This window comes from Psychrobacter sp. APC 3426 (assembly GCF_030408035.1).
Classification (GTDB): Bacteria; Pseudomonadota; Gammaproteobacteria; order Pseudomonadales; family Moraxellaceae; genus Psychrobacter.
Window position 1 is genome coordinate 1 of sequence record NZ_JASDCF010000042.1, and the last position, 16,386, is coordinate 16,386.

The 16,386-nt window shown below is 43.5% G+C and carries 13 protein-coding genes and 2 pseudogenes; 1 reads left to right on the forward strand and 14 read right to left on the reverse strand.

Annotated features, from left to right (window positions below):
• From QL919_RS13590 to rluF, 8 genes and pseudogenes are all read right to left on the reverse strand, one after another.
• Nucleotides 1–169, reverse strand: a pseudogene (locus tag QL919_RS13590) (FAD-binding oxidoreductase); the annotation flags it as partial.
• A 167-nt stretch (nucleotides 170–336) separates the two neighbouring features.
• A complete protein-coding gene (locus tag QL919_RS13595; protein ID WP_290190015.1) occupies nucleotides 337–1,623 on the reverse strand; it encodes an FAD-binding oxidoreductase in 1,287 nt (428 codons plus the stop codon).
• Nucleotides 1,624–1,638: 15 nt separating this feature from the next.
• Nucleotides 1,639–3,102 (reverse strand): Na+/H+ antiporter NhaC, encoded by a 1,464-nt coding sequence (nhaC, locus tag QL919_RS13600; RefSeq protein ID WP_290190016.1) that lies wholly within the window; start codon nucleotides 3,100–3,102, stop codon nucleotides 1,639–1,641.
• A gap of 189 nt (nucleotides 3,103–3,291) precedes the next feature.
• Nucleotides 3,292–4,782 (reverse strand): aldehyde dehydrogenase family protein, encoded by a 1,491-nt coding sequence (locus tag QL919_RS13605; RefSeq protein WP_290190017.1) that lies wholly within the window; start codon nucleotides 4,780–4,782, stop codon nucleotides 3,292–3,294.
• A gap of 159 nt (nucleotides 4,783–4,941) precedes the next feature.
• Nucleotides 4,942–6,381, reverse strand: coding sequence for a VOC family protein (locus tag QL919_RS13610; RefSeq protein ID WP_290190018.1), 1,440 nt, complete (start codon nucleotides 6,379–6,381; stop codon nucleotides 4,942–4,944).
• Between the two features lie 98 nt (nucleotides 6,382–6,479).
• Nucleotides 6,480–7,751, reverse strand: coding sequence for an aspartate aminotransferase family protein (locus tag QL919_RS13615; RefSeq protein ID WP_290190019.1), 1,272 nt, complete (start codon nucleotides 7,749–7,751; stop codon nucleotides 6,480–6,482).
• A 201-nt stretch (nucleotides 7,752–7,952) separates the two neighbouring features.
• On the reverse strand, nucleotides 7,953–8,900 hold the full coding sequence (locus QL919_RS13620) for a LysR substrate-binding domain-containing protein (protein ID WP_290190020.1): 948 nt from the start codon (nucleotides 8,898–8,900) through the stop codon (nucleotides 7,953–7,955).
• A gap of 323 nt (nucleotides 8,901–9,223) precedes the next feature.
• Complete coding sequence (gene rluF / locus QL919_RS13625) at nucleotides 9,224–10,216, reverse strand: 23S rRNA pseudouridine(2604) synthase RluF (RefSeq protein ID WP_290190021.1); 993 nt, start codon at nucleotides 10,214–10,216, stop codon at nucleotides 9,224–9,226.
• Between the two features lie 292 nt (nucleotides 10,217–10,508).
• On the opposite strand from rluF, the gene QL919_RS13630 reads away from it, so the two are divergent.
• Nucleotides 10,509–11,504, forward strand: a complete 996-nt coding sequence (locus QL919_RS13630) for a diaminopimelate dehydrogenase (RefSeq protein ID WP_290190022.1) — start codon at nucleotides 10,509–10,511, stop codon at nucleotides 11,502–11,504.
• A 103-nt stretch (nucleotides 11,505–11,607) separates the two neighbouring features.
• Here QL919_RS13630 and QL919_RS13635 read toward each other — a convergent pair whose 3' ends face one another.
• The 6 genes and pseudogenes from QL919_RS13635 to QL919_RS13660 all read right to left on the reverse strand — a co-directional run.
• The gene (locus QL919_RS13635; RefSeq protein ID WP_290190023.1) at nucleotides 11,608–12,321 is read right to left on the reverse strand and encodes a hypothetical protein; all 714 of its coding nucleotides are present in this window, start codon (nucleotides 12,319–12,321) and stop codon (nucleotides 11,608–11,610) included.
• A 180-nt stretch (nucleotides 12,322–12,501) separates the two neighbouring features.
• Nucleotides 12,502–13,149, reverse strand: a complete 648-nt coding sequence (locus QL919_RS13640) for a glutathione S-transferase (RefSeq protein WP_290190024.1) — start codon at nucleotides 13,147–13,149, stop codon at nucleotides 12,502–12,504.
• 498 nt (nucleotides 13,150–13,647) lie between these two features.
• On the reverse strand, nucleotides 13,648–14,145 hold the full coding sequence (locus QL919_RS13645; RefSeq protein ID WP_290190025.1) for a hypothetical protein: 498 nt from the start codon (nucleotides 14,143–14,145) through the stop codon (nucleotides 13,648–13,650).
• A gap of 319 nt (nucleotides 14,146–14,464) precedes the next feature.
• Nucleotides 14,465–15,049, reverse strand: a complete 585-nt coding sequence (locus QL919_RS13650; RefSeq protein ID WP_290190026.1) for a YqiA/YcfP family alpha/beta fold hydrolase — start codon at nucleotides 15,047–15,049, stop codon at nucleotides 14,465–14,467.
• A 57-nt stretch (nucleotides 15,050–15,106) separates the two neighbouring features.
• Nucleotides 15,107–16,021, reverse strand: a complete 915-nt coding sequence (locus QL919_RS13655; protein WP_290190027.1) for a hypothetical protein — start codon at nucleotides 16,019–16,021, stop codon at nucleotides 15,107–15,109.
• Nucleotides 16,022–16,174: 153 nt separating this feature from the next.
• A pseudogene (locus tag QL919_RS13660) lies at nucleotides 16,175–16,386 on the reverse strand (IS982 family transposase); the annotation flags it as partial.

Here is a 16,386-nt window from a genome sequence, read left to right on the forward strand (position 1 = left end):
CGAGGGCTTGTACTTGCTCAATGGTCTTTGGAAACACGATGGCAGACGCAGCAGGAGCGAAGTGCTTGGTCCAGTCTTTGCCCCAGTGCTCTAGGCTCTCAGCATCAGTTTTGATTTGGCTGGGGTCGAACTGATGATCCTGTTGCAGCGTATGCAAAACTGTATCGATAGATACTTGTAAGGGTTTGATAAGATCATTCACTGAATATATCCCTTAGCATAATAAATAAAAAAAGAACAAGCCTAACTATTACTTAATATGACCATATTGGTTTTTATATCAGCAATAATATATGCGGCTTGTCATCAAATGGAGGGTTAAATTATCTGATTACACTATCTGATAATCTTAAGACATTGACCAGCATGGTATAAGGTCAGACCAAGCTCAGTAAATCCAGATTTAATTCCTCCAAAAGAAACCTTCGCCTCCTCTAAGGTCTTAAAGGGTAATGGAATACTGTCTCTATCGCCCGTCATTATATACTCTGCAAAGCACTTACCCATTAGCGTGCCTGTGGTAATACCGCGTCCGTTATAAGCCGTTGCTGTCAGCAAACCCTCATCAGGCTCCATCACTCGAAAGATATGGTCTTGCGTAAAACCAAAGCTACCACACCACTCATATTGCCAATTAAATGCTGGCAAATCTGGATAATAGCTTTTTTGCACAGCATTGGCCCACGACTGATAAAAGGATTTCGGTTTAAGCTGCGTACCACCGACCGTTCCCAATAATAAGCGATCATCGTCATCGCGGCGAAAGCTAGATAAAGCCAAGCGCGTGTCCCATGCACCTGTTCTATACGGCAAAATACGATCTGCCGCCTCTCCACTGAGCGGCTCAGACGCAATCTGATAGTAATAAACCAGATAAAACGTCTTGGCAATTTCTGTCCATTCGCCTTCGGTATAAGCGTTGGTAGCAATAATGACGCGCTCAGACTTTACACGGGCTTTGGAAGTCCTTGTGTACCAATGGCCATCTACTTTCTCTAGTGCTTCAACAGCTGAATGCTCGTAGATAGTGACTCCAAGATCTGTCGCTACTTTGGCAAGTCCTCTGACATAAGCCAATGGATTGATGGTGCCAGCACGGTGATCTAGCAGTGCCTTATTGATGCTTGTGGTACCACAATACTCATGGCATTTGCTTCCAGTTAATACCTCAACATTTGCACCGCGACGGCTAAGCTGCTCGTATCTGATATCGACATCGACTTCGCCTTTGGCATTATGTGCCATGTGGATATTGCCAGCACGCGTCGCTTGCGCATCAATGTTGTAGCGTTCAATCAAATCAAATACTAGGCTTGGTGCTTGCCCAAGCGCTTCAGTCAGACGCTCACCTGCTGCTTCGCCTAGAGCAACATTCAAATCATCAGGGCGTGCCCACGTTCCTGCATTGACTAGCCCGACGCTTTTACCTGAACCGCCACTACCGATCGTTTGGCTCTCAAGCAAGATAACTTTGACGCCTTTTTCGGCCAGATGAATCGCAGCCGATAATCCTGTATAACCTCCACCTATGATGCAGATAGTCGCTTCAGTATCACTACTCATCTGGCTGTAGGTGTCAATATTAGGCGCAGTCATGTTCCATAAACACTGCTCTTGCAACATCTCATACTCCCTTTATCACACTTCACTAATTGAAGAGTTAGTGTCGAGCTTTTCTACAGATGGCTCTTCACGTGGTATAAATTTATCAAGGAACGCCCATAACAAGCCAAATAGAGGCGACAACCAACATGCAAAAGCAAAAGGTGCATAAGTCAACGTTGCTATACCCAATGTGGCGGCGACAAAGCTACCACCCATATTCCATGGGATAAGCGGTGACAACAGCGTACCACTGTCTTCGATGGAGCGTGTTAACGTCGTGCGCTTATAGCCCATTTCTTTGTATTTGTCTTTTAGTAAACGACCTGGTAGTACTAAAGTTGTATAAACATCACCGATGAGCGTACCGACACTGAGCACACTGCCATACGTCGTAAAGATCAACCCTAAACGCGTTTTTACGAAATGGTTAATCTTGGCCATAATGGCCTTCAGTGTGCCGTAATGCTCAAGTGAACCAACAAAAGCTAGAGCAAAGATGGTCAAGGTAATGACCCATGTCATTGACATCACACCGCCTTTAGACAATAGCTGATCAACAACGTCGAAACCAGTTTCACTAACATAGCCATTTTGTAAGACTTGAAAAATTTCACTAACCCCAACACCTTGCATAAAAAATGCAATCAGTGATGCAACTACTACGCCGCTTAAAACAGTCGGTATCGCTGGCATTTTTCTGACAGCAGCAATAACAACGACAGCAGCCGGTAATAAGGTAATAATACTCAGGTTGTAATTAGCAGCTAAGTTTGTTTTCAGCGCTTGGATAGAAGACAAATCAATATTGTCATCGCCATAGCCCATACCAATCCAAGCATAGATAGCTAAGGCTGTAATCATCGCTGGGACAGTAGTCGGCAACATGCCCTTGATATGATCCCAAAGCTCAACACCCGCAGCCGCAGGAGTCAGGTTAGTGGTATCCGACAATGGCGACATTTTGTCTCCAAAAAAAGCACCTGAGACAATAGCACCGCCGGTAAAATGCGCTGGGATACCAAGCCCCATTCCAATGCCCATCATTGCCAACCCTACGGTACCGACTGTGCCCCACGAGGTGCCAGTGGCAACAGAAATAATGGCACAAATAATACAGACTGAAACCAAAAACGAGGAAGGAGAAAATATACTAAAACCATAATACAGAATGGTCGGAACTGTCCCTGCGATAATCCATGAACCAATGAGCATACCCACGCCCATTAGAATAATCATCGCTGGCAAGCCTATTTTAATAACTCTTAAAAAACGCTCCTCCATACCCTGCCAATCACGGCCACGCATCTTCATAAACAAGCCAGTGATCAAGATGCCACAAGCTAATGGGATGTGAGGGGTAAAGTCTTTAAATACGAAAAACTGCACCATGAGAATCATGGCAGTCAATATTAGAGGGGCAATATCAAGTAAGAAGTTAGAAGATGGACCGTAACCATCTTTATCAGGGTCAAGGTTATGGGGTTTTGGTTCAAGCATGCTACACCTTCCTTAGTAATCATCAATGGTCATTGCAATCAATCCTTGATTGCTTATAATTCTTAGTCTGCCAAGCATACGCATAGTATGCTTGGCAGTTTATGTCCAACAATTTATGCTCAGTTAATCTATATAAAAAACACAGATTAAATAGCAAGCTAAAACACTCAGTGCTCAAACAGATTGGTATTAACCAAAACTAATACCTTGTGCCAGTGGTAGCTCTTTTGAGTAGTTGATGGTATTGGTTTGACGGCGCATATAGACTTTCCAAGCATCCGATCCTGACTCACGACCACCGCCTGTTTCTTTTTCACCCCCAAACGCGCCACCAATCTCAGCGCCACTGGTGCCAATATTGACGTTAGCTATCCCGCAATCACTACCGCGATCGCTTAGGAAGGTTTCAGCCTCACGCAGATCATTAGTAAATACACATGATGATAAGCCTTGTGGTACATCATTTTGCATCTCAATTGCTTCATCGAACTCTTTGTAAGTCATGACATATAGGATAGGCGCAAAGGTCTCACTTCTGGCAACGTCATTTTGCTCATCAAACTCGACAATGGCAGGCGTCACATAATAGGCATTTGGATACTTATCTTCGAGTACACGCTCGCCGCCTGTAACTGTACCGCCTGCTTCTCTCGCCTTTTTCAAGGTTTCTTGCATATTATTGAAGCTGTCTTCATCGATAAGCGGACCTACCAGATTGCCCTCTAGTGGATGGCCAATGCTGACGGTTTCATAAGCGGATTTGATGCGTGGTAAGATATCGTCTTTGACAGATTCATGCACGAATAGACGGCGTAATGTGGTGCAACGCTGACCTGCGGTACCGACTGCTGAGAACAAAATTCCACGTAACGCAAGATCCAGATCAGCACTTGGCGCCAAGATCATGGCATTATTACCACCAAGCTCAAGCAAGCTCTTACCAAAACGATTCGCCACTTTTGGTCCTACTTCTCTACCCATACGGGTACTGCCCGTCGCACTAACTAAGGCAACATCTTTATTTTCAACCAAGGCGTTACCGACATCTGTCTTACCCAGTAGTACTTGAGATAGATGCTCTGGCGCATCACCAAACTTAGCTAAGGCTTTTTCGAACATGGCTTGACACGCCAAAGCAACCAAAGGGGCTTTTTCTGAGGGTTTCCAAACGACAGGGTTACCACAGACGATAGCAAGCGCTGTGTTCCATGACCATACAGCGACTGGGAAGTTAAAGGCGGAGATCACCCCAATCACACCAAGCGGATGCCATGTCTCACGCATGTGGTGACCTGGGCGCTCTGATGCGATCGTTAGACCATATAGCTGGCGTGAAACGCCGACAGCGAAGTCGCAGATGTCGATCATTTCTTGTACTTCACCTAGGCCTTCTTCTTTAATCTTGCCAGCCTCAAATGACACCAGCATGCCTAAGTCTTCTTTATGCTCACGCAGCACTTCACCGAGCAAGCGAATTAGCTCACCACGTCTTGGAGCAGGAACGATACGCCATTCTTTGAATGCTTTTTTGGCATTGGCAATCTTGGTATCGACATCATCAACACTGTCCAAGGTAATCTTGCCAATAATAGAGCCATCAATAGGGCTGTTCACTTCAAAGTCGCCATTTTGGTATTGTTCTTCTTTGACACCCATAGCGGACATATACTGCTTAATCATAATCAATCCCTTTATGTTGGTTAATACTTCCTTGAAAGACTTATTAACTTACCTTGCAACAAGCTAAGTTGCAAAATAATTAATTTCTTACTGTCATTCCTTTTTGGAATGACGCGCAAATACTTCACTTATCAATATGCATTTTTAGGCACTGCTACTCTAAGCATGGCTATTCAATCTCATCAGGCACGCTTTGAGACTCTGAGCTTGTATGGCTTGATATAGCTCAAGCTCATCGTGAACACGTGCACCCAATGCGTTCTCAAACTCCTGTTGGTTTGAGTTACCCTCATAGCTGCTTTGCTTGGTGTCTTGCAGATTGGATTGAAAGATACCTGCAGCACTTACGGGCAAAAAGTCCTCGTAAACAATAGGCTCAACCCTGATCATACCTTGCTCAATCAAATCAGCCATGGCTTGCTTTGATATAGAACCAGTCGAGCTACATGATGAAGCGTTTACACCTAGCTCAGAATCAGCACTGCTCATATCTGCGCTACTATCACTGGCTTGATAGTAAAAATAAGCCAACCCCTCATCATGTAGCGTTTGATAGTCATCGGGGAACGCGTCAAATGCACTCTCTAAAATTTGATAATACTTTGCAGCATTGTCTGCATTTGGAGTCACGCCCAACTGCTTGCGAGCTTGACTAAGCATTTTGTCATACAGCTCTCTGCCTTTGGGGGTTAAAGCCACCCCGCGCTGCTCAATTTCACCAAACCGTGCAGTATGATGACCCGTTTCATAGCCACCTTCTGAGTTTTTAAAACTAACCGCCTCTTCTAATGCTTTAAAGCTCGTTTGTCTTAATAAAATCGGACACTCTCGTCTGGGCGGCCCTTCTATGATCGCTTTTGGCGGAATACCTTTTGCCTGCATACCTGCCTGTACCGCATCTATATCCAAGGTTCTAGGGGTCAAGTGATTGATATGAGGCCCTTTAAAACCAACGACATCAGCGATTAGTCCATGCTGCGATAATAGTCGTTGATATAGCGCTTTTGAGACTGGAGTCTTATCATGCCAGCGAAAGGTCTCTAGCGCTTCTTTGACGAACTGCCTTGCATCATCAGCCGTTAGCCCCCCCTGCTCCTCAAAGTGTTCAATCAGGCTGACCACATTATCAGTAAAGATATTGCGATTATTCAGAGCTGCTATCGCTTCTTGCTTTAGCGCTTCATCACCAATCAAATCTAAACGCAAGAGAGAGGTAAACACGCGAAATGGGCTGTTATTTAATGATTGGCTATCAATCGCTCTAAAAGCAGTAGAGTGCACAGGCACAGCGGCTGGTGCCAAATCATAATAGCCAACAGGATGCATGCCCATCACAGCAAAAAGCCTACGCATCATACTCAGCTCAGCAGCTGTCCCCAACCTAATTGCACCATGGCGCTCCATATTGAGTCTATCAATCTCTCCGGTGTGCTCAAGTTGCTGTCTAATCTCAGGCTGCTTGTTTAACACCTCTGTATTTACTTCAGTCACTAATTCGATGAGGTCACCATATAGCGGTACTTCTTTTTGGTACATCTCTGACATTGCAACAGAGAAATCATGGCGAATATCATCGCTATTTATAAACGTATTTTTCACAGGCATTTATCCTTTTTAATTAATAGCTGTTAGGTAAGCAAGGTTGGATAAGTAAGGTTGGGTAAGTAATCATAGTCGTCTCGTATCGCAAGTCATAGCTATGGCTGCGGTGCTTCATTAGGGATAGCAGCGAGCACTTCTTTTAAAATATCGAGTCCAGCTGTCAACGTCTCAGGCTCAATCGTCAGCGGTGGTAATAGGCGAATAATATGTCGATGCTTACCACTTGGCATGAGTAGCAATCCCCGCTCTCGTGCTTGCTTTAACACATAAGACATGATGCTTGGGTGCGTGCCATACGCAGGATGACGCAGCTCTATACCGCGCATAGCACCTACCCCTGTGAGTCCATGCAGCCATGGAGAGACTCCTTGCTGCTGCCAATCACTCACTGTGTCTTCGATGGTCTTTGCATAATGCTTGGCAGACTGCCACACCTCATCTTCTTGCATGATATCTATAGTGGCATTCGCTGCGGCACACGCCACTGGATTGCCTGAATAAGTACCACCCAAACTCCCTTTTGGCAGACCGTTCATAACGCTAGCCTTGCCTATTACCGCACCCAATGGCAGGCCTCCTGCGATGCTTTTACCCAGCAATATCATGTCAGGCTCAATCCCTAAATGCGTAAAGGCAAAAGGTGTACCCGTACGACCGTATCCTGATTGAATCTCATCCATAATGAGCAAAATGCCATGCTCATCACAAAAGACGCGTAGATATTGGGCAAACGTCGCTGACATTAACTGAAAGCCACCCTCGCCTTGTACTGGCTCCATGATAATGGCACCGATGTTATCGACATCCGTCTCCACAGCAAATAGACGCTCTAAAGCGTCGATAGCCTGCTGATCACTAATATCACTGTCGGGACTGGGGAAAGGAATATGGTAGACACCGCCCGCTAAAGACCCTAGCCCTCGCTTATAGGGAGCGACCTTACCGTTGAGATTAACCGCTGCAAGCGTACGCCCATGAAAGCCGCCATCAAAGGCGATGACACCCGTACGGCCTGTCTTCATGCGAGCGATTTTTATGGCGTTTTCGGTGGCTTCTGCACCGCAGTTGGTCAGCATGCCTGCAAGCTCACCTTGGATAGGAATGAGCTCGCACAATCTCGGCATGAAGGTTTGGTACGGCGTGTGAGCAGCCGCGTTGTAAGCATAATGAATGAGCGACTGTGCTTGAGTGATGATCGCGCTGACGATGTGAGGATGACAGTGACCAAAGTTCAGCACACCAATGCCACCGACGAAATCGATGTAGCAGCGGTCTTTATCGTCCCAAACTTTTGCATTGACACCTTTCGTTAAAGTCACCGGATGCACCATCGTAAAAGCATCGGTGACATTGTATAGCTGATCCATGAGCATCTCTCATCTTCCTTGAGTTAGACCTTCATTTCAGCAAAACCCTGTGTTATCAGCAAACGAATAATAGTTGTGACGCCATTCCTTTTTGTCATTGCAAAAAAAACCGGCATATAGCCGGCTATTTTCTATTTTCTTTTTACCATTGATGCTTTATAAAATCACTGATGACTAACAAACTCAAATCAGTTCACGTTGTTAGGATATAAAATTCAATTCTTGCTCATGATTGTTTGATCTTTCAAGATAGGCTGAAATCCATTCTAAAATAACCTTTAGCTTATGTGAGTTTCCCAAAGACAAAGGATAGGACATGTAATAAGCGCCCCTACCTTTTGCCGCATAGCTCCATGCTGTTACTAGCGCTCCTGATTGCAGCTCTGGGGCTACCAGTCTTAGTGGCACCAACGCGATACCGTATCCGAGTAATGCAGCAGATATAGTAGTATGAAAGGTGTCAAAGCTTGGACCTACAAAGGTTCCATCCATACTAATGTCTTGCTGTCTAAAGTATTCATACCAAGCGCTTGGACGCGAGCTGAGTTGTAATAACGTACATTTATCGATGTTACTTGCACATGGAGTTTTATCTTTTAAATAATCAGGATGACAGACTGCTACGTTATATTCATCAAACAGCTTTATTGCCTCCATACCAGCCCATATTCCATCACCATATAGAAAAGCAACATCGACATTTTGATCCTCAGAAAAAAACGGCCCAGCCAACTCTTTGATATTTAAATTAATCAATGGATGTGTTTGGCTAAAGCCCTTTAATGCAGGCATCAACCAACGAGCGCAAAAGGTTGGATGTGAGACGATTTTAAGCACCTCTGAGTTGTCGCTATTTGACATCAAACTGGTGGTTGCTGCTTCAATATGTTTAAGAATGTCTAATACTTCAAGATAGTAAGTCTTACCAGCTGGCGTTAAGGATATTCGATGCGGTGTACGATAAAAAAGTGAGAGATTCAACATCTCCTCGAGCTGAGCGACTTGTTTACTAATAGCACTCTGAGTCATATGCATCTCTTGCGCTGCATTGGTAAAACTTAGATGCCTAGCAGCCGTCTCAAAACATTGTAGAGCAGTTGTTGAAGGGTACTTTCTAAAAGAAAGGGAAGTTTTAATTTTATTGTTCATAATTTATGCATTCTTTTATACCGTTTAAATAAAAGTAAGTAATATTTGCCAATCTCATCAGTAGGTTTGTCTGGAATAATGTTACAAAGCTCTCTTCATTATTAAGTTTTTTGACAATTGATAGTAGTCTACTTTGAGCTCCTTCATTGTTTCTATCTGCTTTATTTCATCCATTGTTTTCTGATGCTTTTAGCCCTCTATTTTAGCGTTTATTTAAAGCAAACAGGCAATAAACATTAAAAATCCAGACAGCTTAAGTTGTCTGGATTTTTGTACAGTATCTCTAATCAGGCGTCATAGTTAATTGAGTGTTACAAAGCAATTTATGATTTTGAAGAACGCTTAGACCCTCGACCTTTTGCAGGGCGCCTGCCATTTGCAGCAGGTTTGCCATTGCCCCCAGACTTCTTACCATGACCAGAAGGACGTCCACCTTTAGAACCCGCCGGTTTCCTAGCACCGTCTTTAGGATGTTTACTACTCCCCTTTGCAGCGCTCCTTGGTTTTGAAGCCGTCTTTGACTTTGCAGAGGTATCAGTACGAGGTTTTTTTCGGGGTGCATTACGAGACTTCTTGGCTGGAGTACTGTCATTGGCAGAAGAATCCTCTATAGATTTAAGCAATACAGACAACTCTTTTTGGGTTAAATCTCGCCAATCTCCAACTGGCAGACCCTTAAGATTCACATTCATAATTCGCGTACGCTCAAGCCTCACAACTTCATAGCCAAAATGCTCACACATACGACGAATTTGACGGTTTAACCCCTGCACTAGCGTGATATTAAATACGTTAGGCGTCACCTTAGTAACAGGGCATTTTTTTGTCATCGTTCCCAAAATAGGCACACCACCGGCTAAACCCTCAATAAAACTATCCGTTATCGGCTTATTCACCGTCACTAAATACTCTTTTTCGTGATTATTACCTGCACGTAATACCTTATTCACCAAATCGCCATTGTTGGTCAAAAAGATTAAACCTTGAGAATCTTTATCCAAACGACCAATCGGAAAAATACGTAGACTATGTCTAACAAAATCAACAATGTTGTTTTTCTCTGAGCTTTCAGTGGTGCTCACAATGCCTACGGGCTTATTCAATACAATAAAAACAAAATCATCCGCCTCTCGTGGCTCAATGAGCTGGCCGTTAACTTTTACCGTATCTCCAACAACCACCTGATCGCCCACTTGAGCACGCTTACCATTGACGTAGACATTACCTTGTTCAATAAATCGGTCAGCGTCTCGCCTGGAGCAAATACCGCTTTCGCTGATGTATTTATTTAAACGAGTCGAGGAAGCATTAAACATAAAGCACCGTTTTTACCTGATAAGAAGCCTTTTTTGCAAAGAAAAAGGCCTAAATTGAATGGATAATTAACAACGAGACGGCTTACATTATATAGGAAATTCAGTGCCCATTTCAGGAGAGATGGGTAACACCTACTTCTCATTCTTTATAGGTATAAGTAACCTCTTCTAGTTGCAAGTTGAGAGCCAGTCAAGCAATCACTTGTAATAGTAATTATCTATATTATACTATTTCCCAAAAGCATCACTTCTCGCTTACAAAATCCGCTACACCAACGTAAGGCTAATCATAATGACCCCAATAATTAGAGTCGCCATCGCCGGTTACGGCAACCTCGGGCGCGGTGCCCAAGCCGCCATTAAACACTGCCCAGACATGCAGTTAGTCGGAGTATTCAGCCGCCGAGATCCTGCATCTGTCACCCTAATTGACGACAGCGTGCCCGTGTATGCTATGGACGATATTGCACAATACAAAGACGACATAGACGTGCTGATCTTATGTGGCGGCTCCAAGTCTGATTTGCCCGAGCAAGGCCCTGCACTCGCCAGTTTATTTAATATCGTCGACAGCTTCGATACTCACGCCAAAATTCCTGATTATTTTACCGCGCTTGATGCGCCTGCTAAGCAAGCTGGCAAAGTCGCCATGTTGTCCGTCGGTTGGGATCCAGGTCTATTTTCTATCAACCGCTTATACGGTGAAGCCATTTTACCAGTCGGCGAAACCTATTCCTTTTGGGGCAAGGGCTTAAGCCAAGGGCACTCAGATGCCGTACGCCGCGTGGATGGCGTCAAGTCAGGCGTGCAATATACCCTTCCCTCAGAATCTGCTATAGCACGGGTACGCAGCGGCGAGCAGCCCACACTTAGTACCCGCGAGAAACACACCCGCGAATGTTATGTCGTGCTAGCAGATGACGCCGATGCCGATACTGTGCGCAACGCCATTGTGACCATGCCAGACTACTTTGCTGACTACGACACCAAGGTGCACTTTATCGATCAACCAACTTTTGAGCGCGATCATCAAAAGATGCCCCACGGTGGCTTCGTCATTCGCAGTGGCGTGACTGGCATCGACAATGAGAAAAACGATCAAGCAATGGAGTTTTCCCTAAAGCTAGGCAGCAACCCTGAATTTACTGCCAGCGTACTCGTAGCCTACGCTCGCGCCACTTATAAAATGAACCTAGCAGGGGAAACTGGTGCGAAAACCGTGTTCGACGTCGCCCCTGGCTTATTGTCGCCGAAGTCTCCCGCGCAGCTGCGTAAAGAACTGCTGTAAATGTTGGCTTTCAACTAGAAAAAGCTACGATACAAATCTTATGTATCGTAGCTTTTATAAAATTATTTAGTTTCTGATTGCAAGTTGAGAAATAGTTAAGCTATCAGAACCAACCTTCTTCTAATAGATCCTCTGTATTACTCAGTTTAAACTCAGTATGCAGATCATAAAACGTTCCTGGGTCTTCAATATTATCGAGCAATTCTCGTTTATTAAGCGCCACAAACATCGCCAGCGAATAAGCCGCACAATGAATAGACTTTTTTGGATTAAACGTAATATCGGTAAAGGCTTGATATTGCATAACCTCCTCATGTAGCTGAGAGTTTTGCTTTAGTGCATTGATATAAAGCCAATCATAAAACGCAGTTAGCGGCTCAACACCCCACTCCACACCAAAATCATTGTAGCCAATAAGCTGACCTGAGTCGTGTAAGCGCTCGTCTTTTTTGGCTTGTCTTGGCGGGGCCGTTAGCAAGTCGGTATAGGGTCCGCCCTGCTCAAAAACCTTACTGGCCTGAAAGATGTTTTCGACACTATATTGCCCACCATTGTGCTCATCAGTGAGCTGTAGGCTGAGTGGACTCAGCAAAAAGCTTAACTTATTGCCAGACTTGCTAGAGAGCTCTAAGACGTTATTAAATCCATATTTTTTGCGAATGACTTGATGCAGGTCATTGATGGATTTTTTCTTTTGGCGACTGGCAAATCCCACATGCCGCTCAAACCTAACCATATCCGTTTTTACCAGATTGTCACTGTTGACTCTAGGCATAAATACGGGTTTTTGTTCTACAGCGTTTTTATTTTGTTCCATAATTTATAGTCTTAATTTCATAACGATGGGCATTATATCAATAGTTTTGTATAAATGTTCTTTGATAGCGGGTCTGGTATAAATAGTATTCAAATAAGCAGTGATTTAAATACATTATAATCTGACTAAGGCTTGAACCAACATGGTCAGTTCAAAATAACAACTAACAAGAGTTAAGTACTAAGAAGGAAAAACCACCACCTCATCATCTTCTTGCCAAGGTTGAAACTTAGTCATTACTTGCAAAAATATCGGATGCTCAAGCCAATTTTGTAGCCAGTGCTGCAAATTTGGGTAAGGCAGACTGTAAAAAATATCGCGATCCACATGAGCGAATTGACGGATAAAAGGCATAATACCAATATCGGCAATGGTTACCTTATCTCCAAGTAAGTAAGGTTTATTAATCAACAACTCTTCTAAAATCTGTAAAAACTCTTCACCCTGTAACCGATACTCTTCTTGGGTCATCTCAAGATGACGGTCTGCATATTTATAACGATCCAGCCAATGTTTAAATTCGTTGTCGTTTTTATCGATTAGGGCATTAGCCTGATACAAAACTTCAGCCTCAAGCAACCCTTGCGGATCTTTCTGCGCAAGCGCCCACTCCATTATCTCTCTACTCTCTTCAACTACAGTACCATCGATAAGCTGTAGAACAGGCACTGTACCTTTTGGACTAATCGCTAGCATTTGCGGTGGCTTGTTCTTTAGTACTATTTCCCGCAGCTCTACTTGCTGCTCAGCAAATAATATGCCAAGCCTAGCACGCATGGCATAAGGACAGCGACGAAAAGAGTACAAGAGAGGCAAGGAGGCAGTCATAGATGTTTTTCTCAGTTGAATCGAGATGAGTGACGTCAGATATGAAGGCCATTATCTTACTATTTACCATATTGCATGCTAAATCATAAAGACAACACCTTTGCTGCTCATGATAACAATGCGAACACTTGCCTTCAATGGTGATTATATTGCCCCCATGTTAGAACTCCTTTACTCTACCTAATTTCTAACAGGTTCAGCTCTAGTAAATTGCAATCGAAGACCCGAGGCCAAGCTATAGTCAAAATACCCAAAAAACGCTACGGTATTGCTGATATCAATTTTTTGTAGCCTCTGTCTGCGTAGGCACAGTAAGCAAGAAAAATTGATATCTGCAGCGCGTAATGTATCGATATTACTTTTCACTAACTATACTAGTAAGCCATTAATCATAATATATTAAAAAGCAGTTGGTAAAAAAAGCCCCACTATAATAGTGAGGCTGTGCTACGTTTGAAAACTCGCTGTTTACGACTAAAAAACTTTAAGCACTTCTTCTTAAGCACCGCTGGCTTTTGCCAATTTACGTTCCACTTTATCGACCTTTACTCTATCCTGCTCGACAATAAGTTGGTGGTTTTTAGTAGCATCACAAGACATCCATTGTGCGCTATCAAACTCAAAGTCCACTCCTGCCCGTAAGCTATATTTAGGTGAGTCATTAGGTAGATGCGCCAACTGATATTTAATCTGGGCGATATCTTCTACGAATGGCTCATAAGGCAGCTCAAGTACCACAAATAACTTGGCCAAAAACGCATCAGCGGTAAAGTATTTATCCATATAGCTACTATCAAGCCCAAGGTAGCGATTGCACAATACATGACGTAAGCGCTCACAAGCAGGAATGGTATGCCCTAACGGATAACCCATCGCTTTGATAATATCTGGCGCACGCAGCTGCATCGTCTCTATTTGGCTGATCAAATATTGAGCTAAAGGATGACGTGGATGATAACGGCGAGTATATTTGGATTGACTGCTTGAGTGGCTCATAGTATTGAACACCTTAGATTCCTAGCACTCCGACAAAAAAGTATAAAATCAGGCACAAATGAGGATGTCGGAGTACAGGCTCATGCGCTTTACCAGGATTGTTTTATATCGTGCTGGAAGTTGCAAGGTTTGTACGTCGCCAATAATTGCAATTATGATAATTGGCAGTAGCGATTGGCAATACAAAACCGTTAAACCCACGATAGTTTGACTGATGATAGCACATCAGATGACAGAAAATAAATACTGATGTGTGTGCCTGTTTGTGAATAGTAATTTTTCACATTAAGCATCTACTTTTTCAAATTAAGTATATGCCCTAGTCCTCACCATGATACGTTGCCTCATCCATCCAAACGATGGGGTCTTCGCATAGGTGAACCAAGTGATACCAGATATCACTACTACGCGCAATACGGTGATGACCGCCTGCAAAATAATCGACTTCCCAGCTATCAGGCAGATTGACTAAGGTTCGTCTAGCGACCGCCACATCCAAGCTTTCATCGTCGACTTCCACCATGACGCGCATCATCTCAGTGTTCGATGTGGGGAACGACAGCTTCATATCTGCCACTGCCGGAATACGGTCGGCTAAGACCTCACTAGGATAGATACAGGGCGCAATCAATAACGCCCGTAAGTTATATTTATGGGCGAAATGATTGGCAAACCAGCCACCAAGCGAATGCCCTGCCAATACCACTCGTGGATACTGTTTCATTTTTTCTTGAATTAAGGTGTCGTAAATCTCAAATATTTCTGCAAAGTTGTCTCGGTAATTGACCGTTTGGCAATATTTAGGCTCACGCGTGATACAGGTATATTTACTGGTCTCATTGCTTGAGTCTAGACCATGAAAAAACAGTAAAAACGTGTCATTATTTTCGATAGGAAACATCATAACCTTCTCCTTTTTTCATTATTATGTAGATTTATTTTTGTTAAACTGGCTTATGAATTAAATCGCTTTTTGGCTAGCAATCTGCGCTTGATATAAACCCAAAATCTCCTCACAAGCCTGCATTGAGATATTTTTTGCAAAGCCTTTGTTAAACCAAAAATCATAAACGGTTTGGACAATATCTTTCACCGCTTGCGCATCCTTTGGCTTCTGCTCTTTTAATTTACGCGCAATGTCTTGTGCCTGTATATCCGACTCGCTATAGGGCGCGCTCCAGCCCACGCAATATCGATAGAGCACATCGTTAATGGCCAATACGTATATGGCATTTGACACACCAAATGAGCCAATTAGCCTCTCAAACAACGCACAGCGCTCTTCATAAATACTGACCTCTATTGGCATATCGGCTCGCTCAAACAGACAATCAGCACTGACCATGTGCGAGGGCTTACTAAAGTCCTCCCACAGTAGTGGATAAGACCCACCAATACCGCCCTTCTCCACCACGTTAAAGCGCCAAATGGCGTAATGCGTCTCCGCCCCCTTGAAGGGCAGATGTATCAGCCACTGCATCAGCGCATCACTGTCATAAATGATATGACTGCTACCAATACGCACCCCTTGCTTGGGTAATACATTGGTGTATAAACGGTCCATGTCATTACTATAAAGCTTTACTTTGTTTAAATTCTCTTCACTGACATCGCCTAATTTAGCCCTTGCCTCTATTATATTTCGATAGGGTTCAAATGGCGCTACAAAGCTTAGCGTCTCATCGGTATTGTTCACAAAGTAAATATCATCTTCATAATCGTCCACAGAAACGCTCTTAAGATAAAATAATGGCGTTTTTCGTACTCGTCCCTGCTCATCACTCGCCAATGCCGTTATACCAGACAGCTTTGCGCCATCTGCCCACTGCACATTATCTAACCGCTTTTGCTCAAATTCATACGTTAACTTTGTCATAGTCATATCCTTATTATTTTGATTTTGGTTTGTTTGTCGCTTTTTTTGGTTGCTCTTTGCTCGATGCCGATTTTGAGCAAGCAGAGTCTGTTCGCCATTTTATTAAATGACGTTATTATCTATAAGTTAGTATTTATAAAGAGAACCCCACTCTCAACTTGAAATAAGCAAATCAAACTGAAGAGGCGGGTTACCAAGTTTTTTGTTGAGTACAAAGCACAGATTGTGTGAAAGAATCTTACGAATCAATCGATGAGACAAATGCCATAAATCTCTTGCTCGTACCTTTTGTATATTAAATCGTTCTGATAGCTGACCAATGACTGTTTCAACGATACGGCGGGCTTTCATTAGCCGCCTTACCA

What these genes read in the sequence shown, in the direction of transcription:
- QL919_RS13595 (WP_290190015.1), bottom strand. Translation starts at nt 1,623, where the DNA reads ATGTTGCAAGAGCAGTGTTTATGGAACATGACTGCGCCTAATATTGAC.
- nhaC (WP_290190016.1), bottom strand. Translation starts at nt 3,102, where the DNA reads ATGCTTGAACCAAAACCCCATAACCTTGACCCTGATAAAGATGGTTAC.
- QL919_RS13605 (WP_290190017.1), bottom strand. Translation starts at nt 4,782, where the DNA reads ATGATTAAGCAGTATATGTCCGCTATGGGTGTCAAAGAAGAACAATAC.
- QL919_RS13615 (WP_290190019.1), bottom strand. Translation starts at nt 7,751, where the DNA reads ATGGATCAGCTATACAATGTCACCGATGCTTTTACGATGGTGCATCCG.
- QL919_RS13620 (WP_290190020.1), bottom strand. Translation starts at nt 8,900, where the DNA reads ATGAACAATAAAATTAAAACTTCCCTTTCTTTTAGAAAGTACCCTTCA.
- rluF (WP_290190021.1), bottom strand. Translation starts at nt 10,216, where the DNA reads ATGTTTAATGCTTCCTCGACTCGTTTAAATAAATACATCAGCGAAAGC.
- QL919_RS13630 (WP_290190022.1), top strand. Translation starts at nt 10,509, where the DNA reads ATGACCCCAATAATTAGAGTCGCCATCGCCGGTTACGGCAACCTCGGG.
- QL919_RS13635 (WP_290190023.1), bottom strand. Translation starts at nt 12,321, where the DNA reads ATGGAACAAAATAAAAACGCTGTAGAACAAAAACCCGTATTTATGCCT.
- QL919_RS13640 (WP_290190024.1), bottom strand. Translation starts at nt 13,149, where the DNA reads ATGACTGCCTCCTTGCCTCTCTTGTACTCTTTTCGTCGCTGTCCTTAT.
- QL919_RS13645 (WP_290190025.1), bottom strand. Translation starts at nt 14,145, where the DNA reads ATGAGCCACTCAAGCAGTCAATCCAAATATACTCGCCGTTATCATCCA.
- QL919_RS13650 (WP_290190026.1), bottom strand. Translation starts at nt 15,049, where the DNA reads ATGATGTTTCCTATCGAAAATAATGACACGTTTTTACTGTTTTTTCAT.
- QL919_RS13655 (WP_290190027.1), bottom strand. Translation starts at nt 16,021, where the DNA reads ATGACAAAGTTAACGTATGAATTTGAGCAAAAGCGGTTAGATAATGTG.